A 20,383-nucleotide genomic window follows, 5' to 3' on the forward strand; every position below is an offset into this window, starting at 1 on the left:
TGTTCTTGAACAGCCGCGTGGCGGCTGACGGAAGGGAAACATGACCGTTCAATCGCGGTCGGCCGAAGTCATCATCATCGGGGGCGGCCTGCACGGCAGTTCGGCGGCGCTGCATCTGGCGCGCGCGGGTGTGGGCGCCCTGGTGATCGAAAAAAACTACGTGGGGCGGCACGCGTCCGGCGTGAATGCGGGCGGCGTGCGCACCTTGGCGCGCCATCTGGCCGAGGTGCCGCTGGCCCTGGCCTCGCGCGAGCTGTGGTATCGCATCGGTGACCTGGTGGACGACGACTGCGGGTTCGAGCAGCATGGCCAGGTGCGGGTGGCCGAGAATGCGGCGGACGCCGAGGCCCTGCGTGCGCGGCTGGCCACCATGACCGCCCATGGCTATACCCACGAGCAGTGGATAAGTCCTGAAGACCTGCTGGCACTGATTCCCGCGCTGGCGCCCACCGTCCAGGGCGGCCTGATCGCGCGCGAGGACGCGGCCGCCGATCCCTACCGCACCACGCTTGCCTTCCGCATGAAGGCCGCCAGCCTGGGGGCGCGCTTCATGGAGGGCGTGCGGGTGCGCGGCGTAACGCGTGACGGCGGCCAGTGGCGCGTGGACACCGACGCGGGTGTGTACACCGCGCCGCGCGTGCTGAACTGCGCGGGCGCCTGGGCCGACCGCATCGCCGAGCAATGGGGCGAGCCGGTACCTTTGACCGCCATCAGCCCCATGATGCTGGTGACCTTGCGCATGGACCATTTCCTGGACCCCGTGGTGCTGGGCACGGGCCGGGCGCTGTCGTTCAAGCAGCGCGCGAACGGCACGGTGCTGATCGGCGGCGGCCGGCGCGCCTGGGTGGACCGCGACGCGGAATGGACCGAGCTGGATTTCCGTTCGCTGGCCGAAGGCGCACGCACCGTCTGCGACCTGTTTCCGCATATGCGCGATGCGATCGTAAACCGGGGGTGGGCGGGCATCGAAGCGGCCATGCCCGACGAGATCCCGGTGATCGGCCGCAGCAGCCGGCACGAGACCGCGTTCCATGCCTTCGGGTTTTCGGCGCACGGCTTCGAACTGGGGCCCATCGTCGGCCGCATCATGGCCGACCTGATTACCACCGGCGCGACGGACATGCCGATCGCGCCGTTCCGCATTGAACGTTTTTCGGATGCCGCACCGGCATCCGGCCCATCCAAGGAGCAGGACCAATGACCGATATCGTGCGCAAGGATTCCAATCAGCGCCTCTCCCGCATCGTGATCCACGGAGACACGGTGTACGTGGCGGGCGTGACCTCGGCGGCCCCAGGAGGCATCGCGGCGCAGACGCGCGACGCGCTGGCGAAGATCGACGGCTATCTGGCGCAGGCCGGCACCGACAAGTCGCGGCTGCTGTCCGTGCAGATTTGGTTGAAGGACATCGACCGGGACTTCGCCGGCATGAACGGCGTATGGGCCGAATGGGCATTGCCGGATGCGATGCCCACCCGCGCCACCTGCGAGGCCAAGTTGGCCGCGCCGGAGCTGCTGGTGGAGATCATCGTGACGGCCGCGAAGCGGCCAGGGTTTGTCAGCGGGCCGGTGTCTGAAAGCTGACTTGGCCGGGACGTCCCGGCAGGTTCAGGGTGGCGGTGGCGGGCGGCGTGGTCGCCACCACCTGACCCGCGCGCAGCACCATCAGGCGGGTGGCGCGCAGGCGTAGCGCTTCGACAGGATCGCGCGCCTGCAGCAGCACCAGGTCGGCGCGCTTGCCGACCGCCAGTCCCGTCTCGTCCAACCCCAGGATACGGGCGGGCGTGGTCGTGACGGCTTCGAAACAGGCGCGCATGGCGTCCTGGCCCGTCATCTGGCCCACGTGCAGGCCCATGTGGGCGACTTCCAGCATGTCGCCGGAACCCAGGCTGTACCAGGGGTCCATCACACAATCGTGGCCGAAGGCCACGGGCACGCCCGCCGCCATCAGTTCCGGCACGCGCGTCATGCCGCGGCGCTTGGGATAGGTGTCGTGGCGGCCCTGCAGCGTGATGTTGATCAGCGGGTTGGCGATCGCGGAGACGCCCGCTTCGCGGATCAGCGGAATCAGCTTGGACACGTAGTAGTTGTCCATGGAATGCATGGACGTCAGGTGCGAGCCCGTGACGCGGCCCTGCAGGCCCAGGCGCTGCGTGTGATAGGCCAGCGTCTCGATGTGGCGCGACAGGGGGTCGTCGCTTTCATCGCAATGCATGTCCACGCGCAGCCCGCGTTCGGCGGCCAGTTCGCACAGGATGCGCACGGATTCCGCGCCGTCCTGCATGGTGCGTTCAAAGTGCGGAATCCCGCCCACCACATCCACGCCCATGTCCAGCGCGCGCTTCAGGTTGTCCAGGGCGCCGGGGGCGCGCAGCACGCCGTCCTGCGGGAAGGCGACGAGCTGCAGGTCCAGGTAAGGCTTGACCGTTTCACGCACGTGCAGCAGCGCTTCCGTGGCCAGCAGGCGCGGGTCGCACACATCCACATGCGAGCGGATCGCCAACAGGCCGCGCGCCACCGCCCAATCGCAATAGGCCAGCGCGCGCTCCACCAGCGCTTCCTGCGTCAGCAGCGGCTTCAATTCGCCCCACAGCGCGATGCCTTCGAGCAGCGTGCCCGACTGGTTCACGCGCGGCAGCCCGAAGGACAGCGTGGAATCCATGTGGAAGTGCGCATCGACGAAAGGCGAAGTCACCAGTTGCCCGGCGGCGTCCACCGTCTGCGCGCCTTCGGCTTTCAGCGCGGGTTCCAGGGCGGCGATACGCCCCTGGGCCACGCCGATATCGATGTTCTGGCGGCCGTCAGGCAGCGTGCAGTTTCGAATAATCAGATCGAACATAAGAATTCCTAGCAAAAAATTTCAGTTGCCGCACCCCACCCTCCCGCATGAAACAGGCGCCCCCCAATCAGGGTCGCACGGAGCCGGCTCCGCCGGTCCGTAGCGACGCCCCCTTGAGGGGGAAGCGCGCAGCGCTTCGGGGGTGAGTCATCCCTTCCGGTCCGTAGCGACGCCCCTGGGGGAAGCGCGCAGCGCTCGGGGGGGCCCTACCTTTCGCCTTTGCGATACGGCTTCATCAGGGCCTGCGGGTAGGCGGCGCGGCGCGCCATCACCACCAGGGCCAGGATGGACAGGATGTAGGGCAGCATCAGGTAGACCTGATAGGGTAGCTCGGGCAGGCCCGGCAACGCTGCGCCGCCCTGCTGCAAGCGCAATTGCAGCGCGTCGAAGAAGGCGAAGATCAGCGCGCCCAGCAGCGCCTTGCCGGGCCGCCACGACGCGAACACGACCAGCGCCACGCAGACCCAGCCGCGGCCGTTGACCATGTTGAAGAAGAACGCGTTGAACGCCGCCAGCGTCAGGAAGCTGCCGGCCACGCCCATCAGCGCCGAGCCCGCGACGATGGCGCCGATGCGCAGGCGCGTTACGGACAGGCCCTGCCCTTCGGCGGCGGCGGGGTTCTCGCCGACCATGCGGATCGCCAGGCCGACCGGCGTCCGGTTCAGCACCCACGCAAGTATGGGCACCGCGGCCAGCGCGATCAGGGTCATGGGCGTCTGCCCGGCCAGCACCGGCCCGATGACCGGTATGCCCTCCAGGAACTTCATCTCGGCGAAGGGCGTGATGGTGGGCGGGGTGCTCACGCTGGGAAACGTCACGCGGTAGGCGAAGTAGCTCAGGCTGGTGGCCAGCAAGGTCACGCCCAGCCCGGAGACGTGCTGTGACAGCCCCAGGGGCACCGTCAGCACAGCGTGCAGCAGGCCGAAGACGGCGCCTGCCAGCGCCGCCGCCAGCACGCCCACGTAGAGCGGCGCGCCCAGGTACACGACCAGCCAGCCGGTGAACGCGCCGGCCGCCATAATGCCTTCGATGCCCAGATTCAACACGCCCGCGCGCTCGCACAGCAGCACGCCCAGGGTTCCCAATATCAGCGGCGTGGCCAGGCGCAGCACGGCCACCCAGAAGGCCGAGGAACTCATCAGATCCATCCATTCCATGGCGTGCTCCTCAAACCCGGTTGCGGCGCGGACGGTACTGCGCAAATAGCGTCGCGACCAGCATGGCAAGCAACGAAGTGGCGACGATGACGTCGGCGATGTAGTTCGGCACGGCGATGGCGCGGCTCATGCTGTCGGCGCCCACCAGCATGCCGGCGACGAAGATGCTGGCCAGGATCACGCCCAGCGGATGCAGGCCCGCCAGCATGGCGACCACCACCCCGGTATAGCCGTAGCCCGGCGACATATCGAGCGTGACGTAACCGGTGCGGCCCGCCACTTCGATGGCGCCGGCCAGGCCGGCAAGCGCGCCGGACAGCATGGCGGTGCCCAGCATCACGCGGTTCACCGGCAGGCCCAGGAAGCGCGAAGCGTGCGCGTTGGCGCCGACGGCGCGCATCTGGAAGCCGAACACCGTGTAGCGGTTGAGCAGCCACAGGCCCAGTGCCAGGCCGGCGGCCCACAGCAGGCCGGTGTGCGCGCGGGTGCGTTCGATCAGCTTGCCCAGTTCGAGGTCGCCGTTAAGGGCTACGGACTGCGGCCAGCCCATCGCCATCGGATCCTTCATCGGGCCGTCCAGCATCATCGACACGAACAGCAGCACGATGAAGTTGCCCAGCAGCGTGGTCACCACCTCGTCGACGCCCAGGCGGGTCTTCAGGAGGGCGGGGATCAGCAGCAGCAAGGCGCCGGCCAGGGCGGCCGCCAGCATCATGCCGCCGAACAGCATGGGCATGGGCAGGTCGAAGCCCGTGCCGTCGTGCAGGCCGCCCACGGCCACGGCCGCCAGCGCGCCCAGGTAGAGCTGGCCTTCGGCGCCGATGTTGTAGAAGCGGGCGCGGAACGCCACCGCGCAGGCCAGGCCGGTCAGCATCAACGGGGTGGCGCGGGTCAGGGTCTCGGACAAGGCGAAGCGCGAGCCGAACGCGCCTTCGAACAGCAGCGCGTAGGTGCGGCCCACGGGGGCGCCGGCCCAGGCCACCAGCAAGGTGCAGACCGCCAGGGTGAAGAGGATGGCCGCGATGGGCGCCAGGGCCAGCGCCAGGCGGCTGGGCTCGGGGCGGCGTTCCAGGATCAGTTTCATGCGAGTGATGCTCAATAGTGGGGGATGTCGGTCAGGGCGGAATGGTCCGTCACGCCCGCGTTCCCGTCATGGCCAGGCCGACGGTGGCGGGCGTCCATTCGGACACCGGCTTGACCGCGACCAGCTTGCCGCCGCACAGCACGGCGATGCGGTCGGCCAGGGCGAAGATCTCTTCCAGGTCCTCGGACACCAGCAGCACGCCCGCGCCGCGAGCGCGGGCCGCCAGCAACTGCTCGCGCACATAGGCCACCGCGCCGATGTCCAGGCCCCAGGTGGGCTGGTCGGCGACGATGAAGCGCGGTTCGCGCGCGAGCGTGCGGCCCAGGATCAGCTTCTGCATATTGCCGCCGGACAGGCTGCGCGTGCGCACGTCGAGCGATGCGGCGCGCACGTCGAACTGCTTGGCCAGGGACGCGGCATACGCGCGGCCGGCGCGGGCGCGGATCAGGCCGTAGCGCGCGAAGCGCTTGTCCTTCAGGTCTTCGACGATGGCGTTTTCCCACAGGGGGCTGTCGCCGATCATGCCTTCACCGTGGCGGTCTTCGGGGATGCGGCCCACGCTCGCCGCCGTCCACCCGGCCGGCGTGGTCGGAGCGGGGGCGTGTTCCGGCCCCAGGCGGATCGTGCCGTCGGACGGCTGGCGCAGGCCGGTCAGCACCGACACCAGCGCCTGCTGGCCGTTGCCGGCCACGCCCGCGATGGCCACGATTTCATGTTTGTGGACCACGAGGTCCAGGCTGTCCAGGCGGGGCGCGCCGTCGCGTCCGTCGCGCACCGTGACCTGGGACAGCGTCACCACGGGGGCGGCCTGCTCGGCGGCCGCCACGGCCTCCACACGGGGCATGACGACCTTGCGGCCCACCATCAGTTCCGCCAGTTCGGCGGGGCTGGTGCCGGTGGTGTCGCGCTCGGCCACCAGTTTGCCTTGCCGCAGCACCGCCACGCGGCGCGACACGGCCATCACTTCGTCCAGCTTGTGCGAAATGAAGATCACGGCCAGGCCTTCGTCGACGAAGCCGCGCAGGGTGGCAAACAGGTCCTGCACTTCCTGGGGCGTCAGCACCGCGGTGGGTTCGTCCAGGATCAGGACGCGGGCGCCGCGATACAGCGCCTTCAGGATTTCGACGCGCTGTTTTTCACCGACGGAAAGCGTGCCCACGCGCGCGTCCGGGTCCACGCCCAGGCCAAAGCGCTGGCCCAGTTCGACCAGGCGGCGGCGCGCCTGTCCGCGGCCCGAGGCCAGCTTCCAGAGCGATTCCGTGCCGACCATGATGTTGTCCAGCACGGTCAGGTTGTCGGCCAGCGTGAAGTGCTGGTGCACCATGCCGACGCCCGCTGCCAGCGCGGCGTCGGGCCGGCCGGCGGGCAGGGCCTTGCCGAAGACCTCGATACTGCCGGCGTCGGCCACATAGTGGCCGAACAGGATCGACACCAGGGTCGATTTGCCGGCGCCGTTCTCGCCCAGCAAGGCCAACACTTCGCCCTGCCGCAGCGTAAGCGAAATATCGTCGTTGGCCGTCAGGCTGCCGAAGCGTTTGGTGATCCCCGTCAGTTGCAGGGCGAGAGGCGCTTGGTTCATCGTGCCGAGGACTTGGGTTCTTTGTCGTTGACCTTCACGGTGAAGCTGCCGTCCAGGATGGCCTTCTGCTTGGCCTGGACCTTGGCGATCAGATCGGCGGGGATCTTCTGCTCGAAGGTGCCCAGCGGCGCCAGCGACGAACCCTTGTGCTTCATCAGCGAGTACTGGCCGAAGTCGTCGGCCTTGAACGTGCCGGCCTTGACCTGCTTGAGCGCCTCGTCGATCGTGGGCTCCATGCTCCACAGGGCCGAGGCGACCACCGTTTCCGGGTACTGCGGCTGTGTGTCGATCACGTTGCCGATGGCCAGCTTGCCGCGTTCCTTGGCGGCGTCCGACACGCCGAAGCGCTCGGCGTACAGCACGTCCGCGCCCTTGTCGATCATGGCGAAGGCGGCTTCCTTGGCCTTCGGGGGATCGAACCAGGAGCCGATGAAGGTCACGGTGAACTCGGCCTTCGGGTTCATTTCCTTGGCGCCTTCGATGAAGGCCTGCATCAGGCGGTTCACTTCGGGGATGGGGTAGCCGCCGACCAGGCCGATCTTGCCGGTCTTGCTCATGCCGCCAGCGATCATGCCGGTCAGGTAGGCGGGTTCCTGGATGTAGTTGTCGAACACCGAGAAATTGGGCTGCTGCGGCTTGCCCGAGGATCCCATCAGGAAGGCGGTCTGCGGATAGTCCTTGGCCACCTTGCGCGCGGCGGCTTCCACCGCGAAGGCCTCGCCCACCACCAGCTTGTTGCCCTGCTCGGCGTACTGGCGCATGACGCGCTCGTAGTCGGCGTTGGTGACGTTTTCCGAGAACGTGTAGTCGATTTCGCCGCGATCGCGGGCGGCCGTCAGCGCCTTGTGGATGCGCGACACCCATTGCTGCTCGACCGGCACCGTGTAGATGGCGGCGACCTTGGTCTTGGCGGGCTGGGCCGGAGCTTGGGCTTGCGCCGCGCCCGAGAACAACAGAGCGCCAGCCGCCGCGGCGGCCAGCTTGAGCAGGCCGCGGCGGGCGATGCCGCCAACGGACGGGGTGGAAACGGATTTCATGCGGGTGACTCCTGCACAGGGAAGGAAAGGTAGGGGAGATGGCCGGGAAGCGGGCGCCGTGTAAGCAGACGACGTGCAACGGGCGCGGTGCATACGGGCGCCGTGAATTCAGACGCCGTGCACGCGGACGCGGCGCAAGCCGGCCCCGGCGGGATGCGATCGCCGTGCGAGCCGCCCGGTTCACGGTCGTGGCCGCCGGCTGGCATGCCGGGGCGAGCGTACGGAAACGAGGGCGTGGGATCGGTCATCGGATGGGAGCGCCAGGAGGCGCACCCATCCGAATGGTCGGGTTCGCAGCCAGTCCTGGCGAAGCAAGTTGTATGCCATGGGGCATTCCTGCGACAAGTCGGGGAAACCTGATGGACGGGCAGGATTATAGGCACCCCGGCGGGGAATCGTGGCACCAGCATGGTGCGCATCGTCCCAGATCGTGGGCGGTGCATGCGTGGAACGGACCGTTGCCGAGCGGCTGGCATGGTCTATGGGCCTAGCGCGCAGCCGCGAGCCTAAAATCCCGGACATCGCCGCCGCAAGGCGCGGCAAGCCGGGAAACCCATGCAAGATATTCAGTTGCTGCTCGAACAATATGGCGGGTGGCTGGTGTTCGCCAATGTCCTGATCGAGCAGGCCGGCCTGCCCGTGCCCGCCTATCCCATGATCATCGCGGCGGGCGCGCTGGGCGGCGCGGCGGGATGGATGGTGCCTTTGCTGGCCGCCACGGCGGCCTGCCTGCTGGCCGACAGCCTTTGGTATTGCGCGGGCCGGCGCTATGGTTCGCGGCTGTTGGGCGTGGTGTGCAAATTGTCCTTGTCGCAGGATTCCTGCATCCGGCAGACGCAACGCCTGTACCTGCGGATCGGCGTGCGCGCGTTGCTGGTGTGCAAGTTCCTGCCCGGCGCCGGGGCCCTGTCCACGGTCATGGCGGGCCTGACCGGAACGCCCTACCGGCGCTTCTTCCTCTTTGACCTGGCGGGCGCCCTGATCTGGGTGGGTTCCGCCCTGCTGCTCGGCGGCCTGTTCCACAGCGTGGTCAACGATGTGCTGGACATCCTGGGCACCTACGGCGCGATGGGCCTGGGCGTGCTGGCGGCGGTGCTGGCCCTGTACATCGTGGCGCGCTTCCTGCGGCGCAGGCTATTGCTGCGCAGCCTGCGCGTCATTCCCAGGCTGTCCGTGGACGAACTCATGCAGTGGCGTCAGGACGGCCGCGACGCGCTGGTCTTCGACGTGCGGCCGGAAGCCATGCGCGATGCGGCGCGCATCCCGGGCGCCCTGGCCGTGGACCTGAAACAGCCCTTGCCCGCGCTGGACCCCAGCGCGCTGGATTCCGACATCGTGGTGTATTGCGCCTGCCCGAACGAGGTGTCGGCCGCGCTGCTGGCCTCGCGGCTGCGCGCCGCCGGCTATCGCAAGACCTGGGCACTGCGCGGGGGCTACGAAGCCTGGGCGCAACACGAGCACCCGGCCTGATCCGGCGTCCGGCGCGTGGGCACCCCCGGCGGTTGCGGGTGCGCCGCGCCCAGGACGAAGCGCATAATTCCGCAATCAGCCCGCGCCAAAGGCGGGCAGCCAACAGGAGACAGGCATGCGGTTGTTGTTCTTGGGCGCCGGCGGTACCGGCGGATACTTCGGCGGACGCGCGGCGCAGGCGGGCGCGGACGTGACCTTCCTGGTGCGCGAGCCGCGCGCCGCGCGGATCCGCGAGCAGGGCCTGCGCATCCAGAGCCCCCTGGGCGACGCCACGCTGCATCCAAAGCTGGTCACCCAGCAGACCTTGCAAGACAGCTATGACGTGGTGGTGCTGAGCTGCAAGGCCTATGACCTGGACAGCGCCATCGAGGCCATCCGCCCGGCCGTTGGCCCCGATACCGCGGTGCTGCCCATCATGAACGGCGTGCTTCAGTACGACGTGCTGGACCGGGAATTCGAGCCGCACCGCGTGCTGGGCGGCCTGTGCCAGATCAATGCGACGCTGGGTTCCGAGGGCGAGGTCATCCATCTGGGCAAGCACGCGAACATCGTCTTCGGCGAACGCGCCGGGCCCGCCCGCAGCCCGCGCTGCGTAGCGCTCGAACAGGCGCTGGCCGGCGGCGAATACGTCAGCCGCCTGAGCGAAAGCATCCACCAGGACATCTGGGAAAAGTACGTCATGCTGACGACGCTGGCCGCCGCCACCTGCATGATGCGCGGCTCCGTCGGCCAGATCGCGTCCACCGACGACGGCATCGATATCCTGCTCAGCCTGCTGCAGGAGTCGCAGGCCGTGGCCGCCGCGTCTGGCCACGCGGTGCGGCCGGAGGCGGACGCCTTCGTCCAGGAACTGCTCGGCGACCGCAGCCAGCCCATGACGGCGTCCATGTTCCGCGACCTGCGCCAGGGCCTGCCGGTTGAAGCGGACCACATCGTGGGCGACATGGTCCGGCGCGCCCGCACGCTGGGCGTGGACGCCACGTACCTGCGCGTGGCTTATTCGCACCTGCAGGTCTACCAGGCGCAGCGCGCCGCCGGCTGAACCGCGGGCGGGCGGCGGGGTTTCGGCCGCCCTGTTCAAGCAGCGCCGCCGGGTGCACACTGGTGACGGGCCGCGGGCGGGATTCCCGCCCCGTTGGTCCGCTCCCCGCCGCCGGATTCCACGCATTGATGCATGAAATGCAAAAAACTCTTCCGGATCCGCGGGTTTTTCGATCGAATCTGACCGAATAGTATGGCTTTGCCTGAACCGGAACCTACAGCGCCGCAAGCTCGCGGCGGCGATTCCGGTTCATCCCTTCCAAGGAGCAAGACCATGAAAATCGCATTGATCGGAATTACCGGCCGCGTAGGTTCGCGCGTGGCGGACGAGCTGCTCAGGCGCGGCCATCAAGTGACGGGCATCGCCCGCAACGCCGCCGACGTGAATCCCCAGCCGGGCCTGTCTGTCCAGCAGGGCGACGCCACCGATCCCGAAGGGCTGACTCCGATTCTGACCGGACACGATGCCGTGATCAGCGCCACGCGCTTTGTGTCGACCGACGCCAAGCCGCTGCTGGCCGCCGTGAAGAATGCCGGCGTGCCGCGCCTGCTGGTGGTCGGCGGCGCCGGCAGCCTGCTGGTCGCACCCGGCAAGATGCTGATCGACACTCCCGAATTCCCTGACGCCTACAAGCCCGAAGCCCGGGCCGGCGTCGTGTTCCTGGACACGCTGCGCCAGGAAAAGGTGTTGAACTGGACCTTCCTGTCGCCGTCCGCCATCTTCGAGCCGGGCGAGCGCACGGCCAACTTCCGCCTGGGCGATGACCATCTGCTGGCGGATGAGGAAGGCAAGAGCTGGATCTCGATGGAAGACTACGCCATCGCGCTGGCCGACGAGGTCGAGACGCCCAAGCATTCGCGCCGCCGCTATACGGTCGGGTATTGATATCGCAATTGTGCAACAGGGCCGAAATCGCCTGCGTTTGTTTGTAAACTGGCAGACCGCCAGCAGGCGTCACCCTGAGTTGTCCCGTATGCGTATGAAGTGGAAATCGTTGGCCGCCTGTGTGCTGGTCGCCGCCAGTTGCCTGGCGGTTGCGCCGGCGCTTGCGGCCGCGCCCCAGTCGAACAAAGAAATCGCCGTGGCGTTTTTCCGCATGATGTTCCAGGACCGCGACATCGACGAGGCGGTACGCCTGTACGTCAGCCCGAACTACAAGCAGCACAACCCGTACATGCGCGACGGCGTTGGACCGATGGTGGATTTCTTTCCGCACTACTTTGAGCAGCATCCGCAGGCCATCGTTGAAATCAAGCGCGTGATCGCCGAGGGCGATCTGGTGATGATCCACAACCATTGGCGCGATTCGCCGGAAGACCGCGGCCAGGCCGTGGTCGATATTTTCCGCATCGAAAACGGCAAGATCGTCGAACATTGGGACGTGAGCCAGGAGATCCCCGAGAATCCCGCCAACAAGAACAGCATGTTCTAGATGCGTCCATGATCGAACCCGTCGACCTGCCCCGCGCCTATCTGCTGCTGAACCACGGCCCCACCGTGCTGGTCACCAGCGCCCACGGAAGCGCGCGCAACGTGATGGCGGCCGCCTGGGCCATGCCGCTGGACTTCAGTCCGCCCAAGATGCTGGTGGTGGTGGACAAGAACACCTATACCCGGCAACTGATCGAAGCGTCCGGCGAATTCGCGCTGTGCATTCCGTCGCGCGCGCAGGCGCGGGCGACGATGCTGGTGGGTTCGCAATCCGGCCGCGACGAAGACAAGTTCCAGGCCAGCGGCCTGCGGACGTTTCCGGCCAGCAAGATCGGCGCGCCGCTGATCAGCGACTGCCTGGGATGGCTGGAATGCAAGGTCGTGCCCGAACCGCACAACCAGCAGGCCTATGATCTGTTCATCGGCGAAGTCGTGGCCGCGTGGGCGGCGCCGGAAGTGTTCTCCGGGAACCGCTGGCACTTCCCCGACGATGCGCGCCGCTCGGTCCATTACCTGGCCGGCGGATCCTTCTTCGCCACGGGCGAAGCCTTCAACGTTTCCGATCCGGAGTAAGCGCCATGCGCAGCGTCTATCTAGCGGGCTTCGATGTCTTTCTGCCCGATGCCGCCGCGCACGGCGAACGGCTCAAGACCCTGTGCGCGACCTATGGTTTCGAAGGCCTGTTCCCCCTGGACAACACGGCGCCCCGCGACCTGTCCGGCCAGGCGCTCGCGCAGTGGATCTATCGGGAGAACGTGGCGCTGATCCGCCGCGCGGACATGGTGATGGCGAATCTGAACCCGTTTCGCGGCGCGGAACCGGATTCGGGCACGGCCTTCGAGGTCGGCTATGCGATAGCCTGCGGCAAGCCCGTCTGGGGCTACACGGGCCAGGCGGGTTCGCTGATCGACCAGGTGGCCGTGGGCGCGGCGGCGGACGACGGCGTGTCGCGCATGGTGGATGCGCAGGGCTGCACCGTCGAGGACTTCGGCTTGAACCTGAACCTGATGCTGGCCTGCAGTGCCCGCATCGTGACGGGCGGCGCCGCCGACTGCCTGGCCTGCATGGCCCGGGCGCCCGGCGCGTAGCGTCAACTACCGGGCGCGTGCCGCCTGGGTCTTCTTCGCGGGGCTTGCCGCCCTTGCCGCCTTGCGCGGCGCGGCGCCGGCCGGTGCGCCCAGGTACCCCATTACGGCATCCACCACGGCCCGTTCCAGCTTTTGCGTGGAAAATCCCGCGGGCGGTTCGAGCGCGGCCGCGTGCACCAGCGACTCCATGATGCGCAGCACCACATAGGTCGCCAGGTCGCGGTCCTGTTGCGCGATTTCGTCCCGGTGCAGTTCCAGCAGATGCCGCATGCGGCGATGGATGTCCTGGTCGGCGAGGCTGTGTTCGCGCGGCAGGTCGAACAGCGGGAATTCCCTTTCCAGCACGCGATGCAGCGCGGGTTCCAGCAGGTGGGCGTGCAGCATGGCCTGCACGATGGCGGCCACGCGTTCTTGCAGGGTGGCCGCGGGGTTGCTGTTCAGGACGCCGTCGATGACGTCCAGCATTTCGTTGTCGTGCCGGTTATGCAAAGCGGCGATCAGCGCGTTCTTGTTCGGAAAGTACTGGTAGAGCGAGCCGACGCTGACGCCCGCGGTTTCGGCGATCAGGTTGGTGTTCGTGCCCGCATAGCCGTGGGTGGCCAGAACGCGCGCCGTGGCTTGCAGAATCGTATCCACGGTGTGCTGGGACCTGAGCTGGCGTGGCGATTTACGGGGCTGTGGGATGGCTGTCATGAAGGCGGTGAAAGGCGAGTATCAGACATGAGCAATGGCTCACGAAATTCAAGGCAGGCAGTCTGGTTCATCTCCCGCCAGGGCGGATTATGCCATCGCCGGATCACACCGCACCCTTCCCGGGAAACACCATGTCGAACGCATCGGCGGCCGGGCCGTGTCGGCGGCCCACGGCCCACGGAGCCGCGCGCCGGCCCCAATGGCCGTCGGCACGGCGCTCAGGGGCAAGGCATGGAGCGGGCGTGAAAGGGGGGCGCGCGTGCGCCCCCCGTACTACGGTTTATGCCGGCATCAGACGGTGGCGGCCATTTCCAGGACTTCGTCGTCCAGCGTTTCGGCCTGCCCGTCCTTCAGCTTCTGCAGATGGTCGGCCAGTTCGGCGATGGTCAGCGCCACCAGGCCGTGCTGGGCGGCGTAGCGTTCAAGCGACGCGCCGCGCATCATCGTGCCGTCGGCGTTCATCAGTTCGCACAGCACGCCGGCCGGACGCAGGCCGGCCAGGACGGCCAGGTCCACCGAGCCTTCCGTGTGGCCGCGGCGGGTCAGCACGCCGCCCGGCTGGGCGCGCAGCGGGAATACATGGCCCGGGCTGACGATGTCGTCGCTTTGCGCCGACGGCGCGATGGCGGCGCGGATGGTTGTCACGCGGTCCACGGCCGACACGCCGGTGCTGACGCCTTCGCGGGCTTCGATCGAGACGGTAAAGGCGGTGGCGTAGCGGCTCTGGTTGCGCGGGACCATGGGCGGCAATTCCAGCCGGTCCAGGGCTTCGCCGGGCAGGCACAGGCAGACGATGCCGCTGCCGTCGCGGATCAGCTGCGCCATCACCGGCACGGTCAGCTTGTCGGCCGCGACGATCAGGTCCGCTTCGTTTTCGCGGTCGAAGTCGTCCATGAGGATGACGGGCCGGCCCAGGCGCAAGTGATGCAGCGCGCGCTGCAAGCGGGCGGCGAACGGTTGCGAAGCCAGGCTGGGGATGGGGGACTGCGGGGTAAGGGTAACGTTGGACATTGAAACGCTCTCGCAAGTTGAAGGGGCGAAAAACGTTTCAGGGCTATTCGACAGCCGAACGCAATACGGCTTTCCAGGCGCAAGCGCGCCCGGGCAGCCCGGTATGTGCCGGCACATCTTCTCTTATCCGGACTATGACCGTCGGCTCTGGCATTTCACCAGATCTGCTGACCCCGGCCTTCCATAAAGGACGCCGGGCGCTCGCGGGCTCGCCACATTGCGTGGCATACCGCCGGTGGGGAATTGCACCCCGCCCTGAAGACGTACTGCATGTCGTGTTAACGACCGGTCGATTGTACGCCTGTCCGGGTCTTTTTCGCAGGCAGGGCCAGCATCGTGCCGCGGCAGGGCGGCGTGCCGCAAAGGCAGCGATAGCCTTCCTTCAGCGCCTTGGTGATGCGGCCGTCCAGCACCAGGCCATAGTCATAGGACAGTTCCGTGCCGCGCGGGATGTCCTGCAGCGCCACGATATACACGCGCTTGCCGTGCTTGCCCTCTTGCGCTTCGCAGTTGGGCTGACAGGAATGGTTGATCCAGCGGGCGTCGTTGCCTTGGTCGCCGCCGTCGATCACGCGGCCGGTGCTGAGCGCGAAGAAGAAGGTGTGGAAGGGATCGTCCGGGTTGGTCGGATGGCGCCGGTCCGCTTCCTTGGCGCTGATGCGCGCGCCGCCGTACTCGACGATGCGCGTGCCCGCGGGAATCTTGCGCGCGGCGAAGACGCCGTTGCCGTGCAGCTTGGAGCGGCGGACGACATACCAGGGCTTGATCGGGGTGTCTTCGTTGGTCATTGAGAGTGGGGTGTGGCGTGAGACGAAACAGAATTATATCGGCGCCTCTGTGACGCCGATGACAGGCGTATAGTGAGCGCCGCCTTGTCCTTCACTTGATATTTATCATGATCGTCCGTCCGCGTCCCTCCGCGCTGGCTTTGTTCTTTGTCTTGCGCGGTTCCATCATCCCGCGCATTGTCAGCAGGCTCATCGTCATCACGCTGCTGTCCTGTGTGGTGGTGTGGATGTACCACCGCCAACTGTTCTCGCCCGCGCACCTGACGGCGGTGCCTTTCTCGCTTTTCGGCCTGGCCTTGTCGGTCTTCATGGGCTTTCGCAACAACGTCTGCTACGACCGCTGGTGGGAAGCCCGCAAGCAATGGGGCGACCTGATCGTGCAGGCGCGCAGCCTGGCGCGCGAAAGCGCCGTGCTGCTGGCGGCCAGCACGGCCAACCCCGTGCAGGAACGGCTGGTGCGCCGCTGCGTCGGCTTTGGCTATGGCCTGGCTGCGCGGCTGCGCGGCCAGGATATGGTGGAGGCCGTGCGGCCGTGGGTGCCGCAGGATGAACTGGATACGCTGTCCGGCTGCCGCAATGTGCCGGACGCCCTGCTCATGGCGATCAACCGCGATCTGGCGTCGTGCCTGCGTCGCGGGGAACTCAGCGACATCCTGTACCAGGGGCTGACCCAGCGCGTGGCGCAGTGCGCCGCCATCCAGGCCGCCTGCGAACGCATCAAGTTTACGCCCTGTCCGTTCGCCTATTCCCTGCTGCTGCATCGCACGGCGTGGCTGTTCTGCCTGCTGCTGCCCTTTGGCCTGGTCGGCACGCTGGAATACCTGACCCCCGTGGCGGTCATCATCATCGCCTACACCTTCTTCGGCCTGGATGCGCTGGGCGACGAGCTCGAGGACCCCTTCGGGCTGGAAGAGAACGACCTGCCGCTGTCGGCGCTGGCCCGCGTCATCGAGGTCGACCTGCTGGAAGGCCTGGGCGTGCGGCCGCTGCCCGAGGCGGCGGCGCCCGTGGACTACGTCCTGCGCTGAACGCAGGGTCACCCTCCCGGTCCGTTGAGCGGCAGCATCGTTTCCTTCAGCCGGCGCAGCACGAAGCAGGACTTGCTGTGCCGGATGCCGGGAATGCGGTAGAGCTGTTCGCGCAGCAGGCGTTCGTAGTCGCGGGTGTCGCGCACGGCGATGCGGATGTAATAGTCGTAGTCGCCCGACACCAGGAAGGCCTCCAGCACCTCGGGAATCGCCGCCAGCGCCCGGCCGAACTCGTAGAGCGTTTCTTCGCTGTGGCTTTCCAGCGTCACATGGACGATGACCGTGTCCATGAACCCCAGGGTGGCCGGGTCGATGTCCACGGTGTAGCCGCGGATCACCCCGGCGCTCTCCATGCGCTTGATGCGGTTCCAGCAGGGCGTGGACGACAGGCCGACGGCCGCGCCGATGTCGTTCAGGCTGGCGCGCGCGTTCTCTTGCAGCACCTTCAGAATGGCCAGATCAAACTTGTCCAGGTTCATTTTCTTTGATTCCTCCAAATCAAAGATAAATTTACTGCGTCTGACGGTAATTCGTGGAAAAGAAGATAAAAATTCTTCGAAACTCCCAATAAGATGGATAGCATGAACGATCGCCTGCACCCCACCGCCGCCGCCGCCCTAGCCGCCACTGCTCGCCCTCCTGAAAACGGGGCGAAGATTCTGCTCGACACGTTGATTGCGCACGGTGTCGATACGGTTTTCGGGTATCCGGGCGGCGCTGTCCTGCCCCTGTACGACGCGCTGTACGCCGAACCGCGCCTGCGCCACGTGCTGGTGCGGCATGAACAGGCCGCGGTGCATGCGGCCGAAGGCTACGCCCGCACCACGGGCCGCACGGGCGTGGTGTTCGTGACTTCCGGCCCCGGCATGGCCAACACGACGTCGGGCCTGCTGGACGCCATGTGCGATTCCATCCCGGTGCTCTGCGTCAGCGGGCAAGTGGCCACGGCGGCCATCGGCACCGATGCCTTCCAGGAATGCGACGCCATCGGCATCTCGCGCTCGGTGACCAAGTGGAACACCCAGATCCGCGCGGTCGACGATGTGGCTGGCGTGGTGTCGCGCGCCTTCGAACTGACCCGCCAGGGCCGTCCCGGCCCCGTGCTGGTGGATTTTCCGAAAGACGTGCAACTGGCCGTGCCGCGCGACGCCGATGACGACAGCCTGGGTCTGCCCTCGCAGCAAAAGCTGGCCGCGCTGCGCGCGCGCCGCCAGTCGGGCAAGCTGGCGCCCAAGCTGCCCCAGTCGGCCGTGCGCCGGGCCGCGGCGCTGATCGCCCAGGCCAAGCGCCCCATCTTCTACGGCGGCGGCGGCCTGGTGAATGCCGGCCCCGACGCCTGCGCGGCGTTCACGGACCTGGTCCGCCACACCGGCGCGCCCTGCACCCTGACCTTGATGGGCCTGGGCGCCTTCCCCGCGTCCGACCCGCGGTTCGTGGGGATGCTGGGCATGCACGGCACGGTAGAGGCCAACCTGGCCATGCACAACTCGGATCTGGTGGTCTGCATCGGCGCGCGCTTCGACGACCGCATCACCGGCAAGCTCTCGGAATTCTGTCCGCATGCGCGCAAGATCCATATCGATATCGATCCCGCGTCGATCAACAAGGTGGTGCGCGTGGACGTGGCGCTGGTGGGCGACTGCCTGCCGCTGGTGCGCGCGCTACGCGCGGAACTCGGCGACGAGCCGCTGGATCCCAAGCGCCTGGCGCCGTGGTTCAAGCGCATCGAGACCTGGCGCGCGCAGGATTGCCTGGGCTATACGCCCGCTGCCGACGCCATTCTTCCCCAGCATCTGATGTCTCGCCTGAACGCCGCGCTGGCGGATCGGGACGCCATCGTCTCCACCGACGTGGGCCAGCATCAGATGTGGGCCGCGCAATACCTGCGCTTTGACAAGCCGAACCGCTGGCTGACCTCGGGCGGCGCGGGGACCATGGGCTACGGCGTGCCCGCCGCCATCGGCGCGCAGGTGGCGCATCCGGACAAGACGGTCGTCTGCGTCAGCGGCGATGCGTCGGTGCTGATGAACATTCAGGAATTGTCCACCGCCATGCAGCACCAGACGCCCGTGAAGGTCGTGCTGTGCAACAACGGCTACATGGGCATGGTCCGGCAATGGCAGGAACTGATCCACGGCGGGCGCTACAGCCACAGCTACAACGCGTCGCTGCCGGATTTCGTGGCGCTGGCGCGTGCCTTCGGCTGGGGCGCGGCCCGGGTCGAAGACCCCGCCCTGCTGGATGCCGCGCTGGCCGAATGCCTGGCGCATGACGGCCCGTACTTCCTGGACGTGGCCGTGACGGCGCAGGAAAACTGCTTCCCGATGATGCCGGCTGGACATGGCCACCAGAAGATGATGCTGGCCGAAGGCGTCTGGTATCAGGACGAGACGACCTGACGCGGGCAACCTGACGCACGCGGCCCTGACGCGCGCTGCCCCGACGCGGGGGCGGCAGGCACGCGGCGTGGGAACCGTTTCCTTTCAGAATTGAATCGACAGCCCGCCGTCCACGACCAGCACGTGGCCGTTCACGTAGGACGCGGCCGGAGACGCCAGGAACACCGCGGCGCCCGCGATTTCTTCTGGCTCGCCCCAGCGGCCGGTCGGGTTGCGGGCGGCGATGCGGGGGCCGAACTTGGGATCCCCCACCATGTCCGCATTGGTTTCCGTGGCGAAGGTGCCCGGCGCGATGGCGTTGCTGGTGATGTGGTGTCCGCCGAATTCCGCCGCCAGCGCGCGCACCATGCCGGTCAGGCCCTGCTTGGCGGCCGGGTAAACGGCATCCCCCTTGCGCGCCAGTTCTCCCACGACCGAGGTGATCGCGATCAGGCGTCCGCCGCCCTGGCGCACCATGCGCTCGGCCGCGAACTTGGCCAGCAGCATGCCGGCCACGAGGTCGGTGTCGATGAGCTCGCGGATCTCGGCGGGGCTGGTGTCGCGCAAGGTCTTGCGATTGCGCGCCCCGACGTTGTTCACCAGGACGTCCAGGCGGCCATGCTCGCTGTCGATCCGCAGGAAGGCGCGTTCCATGGCGGCGTCGTCGCTGACGTCGAAGGGCAGCGGATGCGCGTCCAGGCCGGCGGCGGTGAGTTCGCCGGCTGCGGCGGCGGTGGCCTCGGCGTTGCGTCCGTTGATCAGCACACGCGCGCCGCAGCCCGCGAGCGCCCGCGCAATGCAGAAGCCCAGCCCGCGGGCCGAGCCGGTCACCAGCGCCACCTGTCCCGTCAGGTCGAAGTTGCGCAGATACGGTAGTGTCTTCATCAGTCCGGTTCCGTTCATTCCCTGAATTCCGGCGCCCAGTGCAGCAGCCGCCGTTCCAGCCAGGTCACACAATAAACCAGCGCGATGCCGACGATGGACAGCAGCGTCACCGCCGCGAACATGTCGGTGGCGTTCAAGGTCGCCAGCGCGGTGATCATCAGATAGCCCATGCCGGTGGTGGACCCGACGAATTCCGCCAGCACCACGCCGATCAGCGCGAAGCTGATGGCGTTCGGCAGTGCCGCGAAGGTCCAGGCGGCGGCGGTGGGAATGCGCACCCGCCACAGGATCTGCCGCGGCGAGCCGCCCAGCGTGCGGCAGAAGTCGACAAGTTCGCGTTCCACGCTGCGCCCGCCCTTATAGGTGTTGAAGAACACCAGGAAGAACACCACGAACCAGGACGTGACCACCTTGGATGCCAGGCCCAGCCCGAAGAACATGGTGATGAGCGGCACGAAGGCGATGCGCGGCATCGAGTTGAACGCGACGATGAAGGGGTTGAACACGTCGGCCAGGAAGCGGCTGCGGCTAAGCGTCATGCCGACGATGAAGCCGCTGCCCACGCCGACCACCAGCCCCACCATCGTGGCCTGCAAGGTCAGCCACAAATGCGGCCAGACCGAGCGCGGCCCCGGCTGCATCCATTCCCATAGCCGCACGGCCACGCGCGACGGCTGGCTGATGAAGAAGGGGTCGAACAGCGTGTTCTGCGTGAACCATGGAATGCGCGTGAGCGTCTCCCAGGCGCCCAGGATGAGGGTCAGGATCAGCACCTGCCACAGCGTGATGCGCAGTCGGCGCGCCACGCTGGCGCGGCGGTCCAGCCGCAGCTGGTCCTGCAGGGAATCGGAGGTTTCAGTCGGGATCATGGCG

Annotated in this window: 21 protein-coding genes and 1 riboswitch; of the genes, 10 read left to right on the plus strand and 11 right to left on the minus strand. The window is 67.5% G+C overall.

All coding sequences use genetic code 11. The annotated features are described in order from the left end of the window. The first annotated feature begins 40 nt into the window (after positions 1-40). Together ASE30_RS20000 and ASE30_RS20005 are read left to right on the plus strand one after the other, a co-directional pair. Positions 41-1,201 carry an FAD-binding oxidoreductase gene (locus ASE30_RS20000; protein WP_057286028.1) on the plus strand — a complete coding sequence of 387 codons (1,161 nt, stop codon included), beginning with the start codon at positions 41-43 and terminating at the stop codon, positions 1,199-1,201. Continuing rightward, positions 1,198-1,584 carry a RidA family protein gene (locus ASE30_RS20005; protein WP_057286029.1) on the plus strand — a complete coding sequence of 129 codons (387 nt, stop codon included), beginning with the start codon at positions 1,198-1,200 and terminating at the stop codon, positions 1,582-1,584. Before ASE30_RS20000 ends, ASE30_RS20005 begins: the two co-directional genes overlap by 4 nt. Here ASE30_RS20005 and ASE30_RS20010 read toward each other — a convergent pair. The 5 genes from ASE30_RS20010 to ASE30_RS20030 form a co-directional block, all read right to left on the minus strand. Further along, positions 1,559-2,839: an amidohydrolase family protein gene (locus tag ASE30_RS20010; protein WP_057286030.1), complete on the minus strand. Its 1,281-nt coding sequence runs from the start codon at positions 2,837-2,839 to the stop codon at positions 1,559-1,561. The two genes, ASE30_RS20005 and ASE30_RS20010, sit on opposite strands and share 26 nt — an antisense overlap. A 206-nt stretch (positions 2,840-3,045) precedes the next feature. Next, complete coding sequence (locus ASE30_RS20015) at positions 3,046-3,996, minus strand: ABC transporter permease (RefSeq protein ID WP_057286031.1); 951 nt, start codon at positions 3,994-3,996, stop codon at positions 3,046-3,048. Between the two features lie 10 nt (positions 3,997-4,006). Then, complete coding sequence (locus tag ASE30_RS20020; RefSeq protein ID WP_057286032.1) at positions 4,007-5,080, minus strand: ABC transporter permease; 1,074 nt, start codon at positions 5,078-5,080, stop codon at positions 4,007-4,009. 49 nt (positions 5,081-5,129) lie between these two features. After that, positions 5,130-6,659 carry an ABC transporter ATP-binding protein gene (locus ASE30_RS20025; RefSeq protein WP_057286033.1) on the minus strand — a complete coding sequence of 510 codons (1,530 nt, stop codon included), beginning with the start codon at positions 6,657-6,659 and terminating at the stop codon, positions 5,130-5,132. Further along, positions 6,656-7,696 (minus strand): BMP family protein, encoded by a 1,041-nt coding sequence (locus ASE30_RS20030; protein WP_057286034.1) that lies wholly within the window; start codon positions 7,694-7,696, stop codon positions 6,656-6,658. The genes ASE30_RS20025 and ASE30_RS20030 overlap by 4 nt, the downstream gene beginning before the upstream one ends. 555 nt (positions 7,697-8,251) lie before the next feature. Between ASE30_RS20030 and ASE30_RS20035 the strand changes: the two genes are divergently transcribed. From ASE30_RS20035 to ASE30_RS20060, 6 genes are all read left to right on the plus strand, one after another. After that, the gene (locus tag ASE30_RS20035; protein ID WP_057286035.1) at positions 8,252-9,166 is read left to right on the plus strand and encodes a DedA family protein/thiosulfate sulfurtransferase GlpE; all 915 of its coding nucleotides are present in this window, start codon (positions 8,252-8,254) and stop codon (positions 9,164-9,166) included. A gap of 115 nt (positions 9,167-9,281) precedes the next feature. Next, positions 9,282-10,208, plus strand: a complete 927-nt coding sequence (gene panE / locus ASE30_RS20040; protein ID WP_057286036.1) for a 2-dehydropantoate 2-reductase — start codon at positions 9,282-9,284, stop codon at positions 10,206-10,208. A 273-nt stretch (positions 10,209-10,481) separates the two neighbouring features. Then, positions 10,482-11,093, plus strand: a complete 612-nt coding sequence (locus tag ASE30_RS20045) for an NAD(P)-dependent oxidoreductase (RefSeq protein WP_057286037.1) — start codon at positions 10,482-10,484, stop codon at positions 11,091-11,093. A gap of 88 nt (positions 11,094-11,181) precedes the next feature. Then, on the plus strand, positions 11,182-11,640 hold the full coding sequence (locus ASE30_RS20050; RefSeq protein WP_057286038.1) for a nuclear transport factor 2 family protein: 459 nt from the start codon (positions 11,182-11,184) through the stop codon (positions 11,638-11,640). 8 nt (positions 11,641-11,648) lie between these two features. Further along, the gene (locus tag ASE30_RS20055; RefSeq protein ID WP_057286039.1) at positions 11,649-12,212 is read left to right on the plus strand and encodes a flavin reductase family protein; all 564 of its coding nucleotides are present in this window, start codon (positions 11,649-11,651) and stop codon (positions 12,210-12,212) included. Between the two features lie 5 nt (positions 12,213-12,217). Beyond that, positions 12,218-12,727, plus strand: coding sequence for a nucleoside 2-deoxyribosyltransferase (locus ASE30_RS20060; RefSeq protein ID WP_057286040.1), 510 nt, complete (start codon positions 12,218-12,220; stop codon positions 12,725-12,727). A 6-nt stretch (positions 12,728-12,733) separates the two neighbouring features. Here ASE30_RS20060 and ASE30_RS20065 read toward each other — a convergent pair whose 3' ends face one another. From ASE30_RS20065 to ASE30_RS20075, 3 genes are all read right to left on the minus strand, one after another. Then, complete coding sequence (locus ASE30_RS20065) at positions 12,734-13,420, minus strand: TetR/AcrR family transcriptional regulator (RefSeq protein WP_057286041.1); 687 nt, start codon at positions 13,418-13,420, stop codon at positions 12,734-12,736. Between the two features lie 291 nt (positions 13,421-13,711). After that, positions 13,712-14,431 (minus strand): 3,4-dihydroxy-2-butanone-4-phosphate synthase, encoded by a 720-nt coding sequence (ribB, locus tag ASE30_RS20070; protein ID WP_057286042.1) that lies wholly within the window; start codon positions 14,429-14,431, stop codon positions 13,712-13,714. A gap of 111 nt (positions 14,432-14,542) precedes the next feature. Then, positions 14,543-14,698: riboswitch (FMN riboswitch) on the minus strand. An 11-nt stretch (positions 14,699-14,709) separates the two neighbouring features. Further along, positions 14,710-15,219, minus strand: a complete 510-nt coding sequence (locus ASE30_RS20075) for an SET domain-containing protein (RefSeq protein WP_057286043.1) — start codon at positions 15,217-15,219, stop codon at positions 14,710-14,712. A 107-nt stretch (positions 15,220-15,326) separates the two neighbouring features. On the opposite strand from ASE30_RS20075, the gene ASE30_RS20080 reads away from it, so the two are divergent. Next, complete coding sequence (locus tag ASE30_RS20080) at positions 15,327-16,247, plus strand: bestrophin family protein (protein WP_057286044.1); 921 nt, start codon at positions 15,327-15,329, stop codon at positions 16,245-16,247. Between the two features lie 8 nt (positions 16,248-16,255). On the opposite strand, the gene ASE30_RS20085 is transcribed toward ASE30_RS20080, so the two are convergent. After that, entirely contained in the window at positions 16,256-16,726 is a 471-nt protein-coding gene (locus ASE30_RS20085; RefSeq protein ID WP_057286045.1) for an Lrp/AsnC family transcriptional regulator, read from the minus strand. Between the two features lie 93 nt (positions 16,727-16,819). On the opposite strand from ASE30_RS20085, the gene ilvB reads away from it, so the two are divergent. Beyond that, positions 16,820-18,646, plus strand: a complete 1,827-nt coding sequence (gene ilvB / locus ASE30_RS20090) for a biosynthetic-type acetolactate synthase large subunit (RefSeq protein WP_156407719.1) — start codon at positions 16,820-16,822, stop codon at positions 18,644-18,646. Between the two features lie 84 nt (positions 18,647-18,730). Here ilvB and ASE30_RS20095 read toward each other — a convergent pair whose 3' ends face one another. After that, positions 18,731-19,510, minus strand: coding sequence for an SDR family oxidoreductase (locus ASE30_RS20095; RefSeq protein WP_057286311.1), 780 nt, complete (start codon positions 19,508-19,510; stop codon positions 18,731-18,733). Positions 19,511-19,524: 14 nt separating this feature from the next. Next, positions 19,525-20,379 (minus strand): ABC transporter permease, encoded by an 855-nt coding sequence (locus ASE30_RS20100; RefSeq protein ID WP_057286046.1) that lies wholly within the window; start codon positions 20,377-20,379, stop codon positions 19,525-19,527. Positions 20,380-20,383: the final 4 nt, after the last annotated feature.

The sequence above is a fragment of the Achromobacter sp. Root83 genome (assembly GCF_001428845.1).
GTDB lineage: Bacteria > Pseudomonadota > Gammaproteobacteria > Burkholderiales > Burkholderiaceae_B > Achromobacter.

Coding starts and splice junctions, on each gene's coding strand:
- ASE30_RS20000 (WP_057286028.1), top strand. CDS start 41: ATGACCGTTCAATCGCGGTCGGCCGAAGTCATCATCATCGGGGGCGGC.
- ASE30_RS20005 (WP_057286029.1), top strand. CDS start 1,198: ATGACCGATATCGTGCGCAAGGATTCCAATCAGCGCCTCTCCCGCATC.
- ASE30_RS20010 (WP_057286030.1), bottom strand. CDS start 2,839: ATGTTCGATCTGATTATTCGAAACTGCACGCTGCCTGACGGCCGCCAG.
- ASE30_RS20015 (WP_057286031.1), bottom strand. CDS start 3,996: ATGGAATGGATGGATCTGATGAGTTCCTCGGCCTTCTGGGTGGCCGTG.
- ASE30_RS20020 (WP_057286032.1), bottom strand. CDS start 5,080: ATGAAACTGATCCTGGAACGCCGCCCCGAGCCCAGCCGCCTGGCGCTG.
- ASE30_RS20025 (WP_057286033.1), bottom strand. CDS start 6,659: ATGAACCAAGCGCCTCTCGCCCTGCAACTGACGGGGATCACCAAACGC.
- ASE30_RS20030 (WP_057286034.1), bottom strand. CDS start 7,696: ATGAAATCCGTTTCCACCCCGTCCGTTGGCGGCATCGCCCGCCGCGGC.
- ASE30_RS20035 (WP_057286035.1), top strand. CDS start 8,252: ATGCAAGATATTCAGTTGCTGCTCGAACAATATGGCGGGTGGCTGGTG.
- panE (WP_057286036.1), top strand. CDS start 9,282: ATGCGGTTGTTGTTCTTGGGCGCCGGCGGTACCGGCGGATACTTCGGC.
- ASE30_RS20045 (WP_057286037.1), top strand. CDS start 10,482: ATGAAAATCGCATTGATCGGAATTACCGGCCGCGTAGGTTCGCGCGTG.
- ASE30_RS20050 (WP_057286038.1), top strand. CDS start 11,182: ATGCGTATGAAGTGGAAATCGTTGGCCGCCTGTGTGCTGGTCGCCGCC.
- ASE30_RS20055 (WP_057286039.1), top strand. CDS start 11,649: ATGATCGAACCCGTCGACCTGCCCCGCGCCTATCTGCTGCTGAACCAC.
- ASE30_RS20060 (WP_057286040.1), top strand. CDS start 12,218: ATGCGCAGCGTCTATCTAGCGGGCTTCGATGTCTTTCTGCCCGATGCC.
- ASE30_RS20065 (WP_057286041.1), bottom strand. CDS start 13,420: ATGACAGCCATCCCACAGCCCCGTAAATCGCCACGCCAGCTCAGGTCC.
- ribB (WP_057286042.1), bottom strand. CDS start 14,431: ATGTCCAACGTTACCCTTACCCCGCAGTCCCCCATCCCCAGCCTGGCT.
- ASE30_RS20075 (WP_057286043.1), bottom strand. CDS start 15,219: ATGACCAACGAAGACACCCCGATCAAGCCCTGGTATGTCGTCCGCCGC.
- ASE30_RS20080 (WP_057286044.1), top strand. CDS start 15,327: ATGATCGTCCGTCCGCGTCCCTCCGCGCTGGCTTTGTTCTTTGTCTTG.
- ASE30_RS20085 (WP_057286045.1), bottom strand. CDS start 16,726: ATGAACCTGGACAAGTTTGATCTGGCCATTCTGAAGGTGCTGCAAGAG.
- ilvB (WP_156407719.1), top strand. CDS start 16,820: ATGGATAGCATGAACGATCGCCTGCACCCCACCGCCGCCGCCGCCCTA.
- ASE30_RS20095 (WP_057286311.1), bottom strand. CDS start 19,510: ATGAAGACACTACCGTATCTGCGCAACTTCGACCTGACGGGACAGGTG.
- ASE30_RS20100 (WP_057286046.1), bottom strand. CDS start 20,379: ATGATCCCGACTGAAACCTCCGATTCCCTGCAGGACCAGCTGCGGCTG.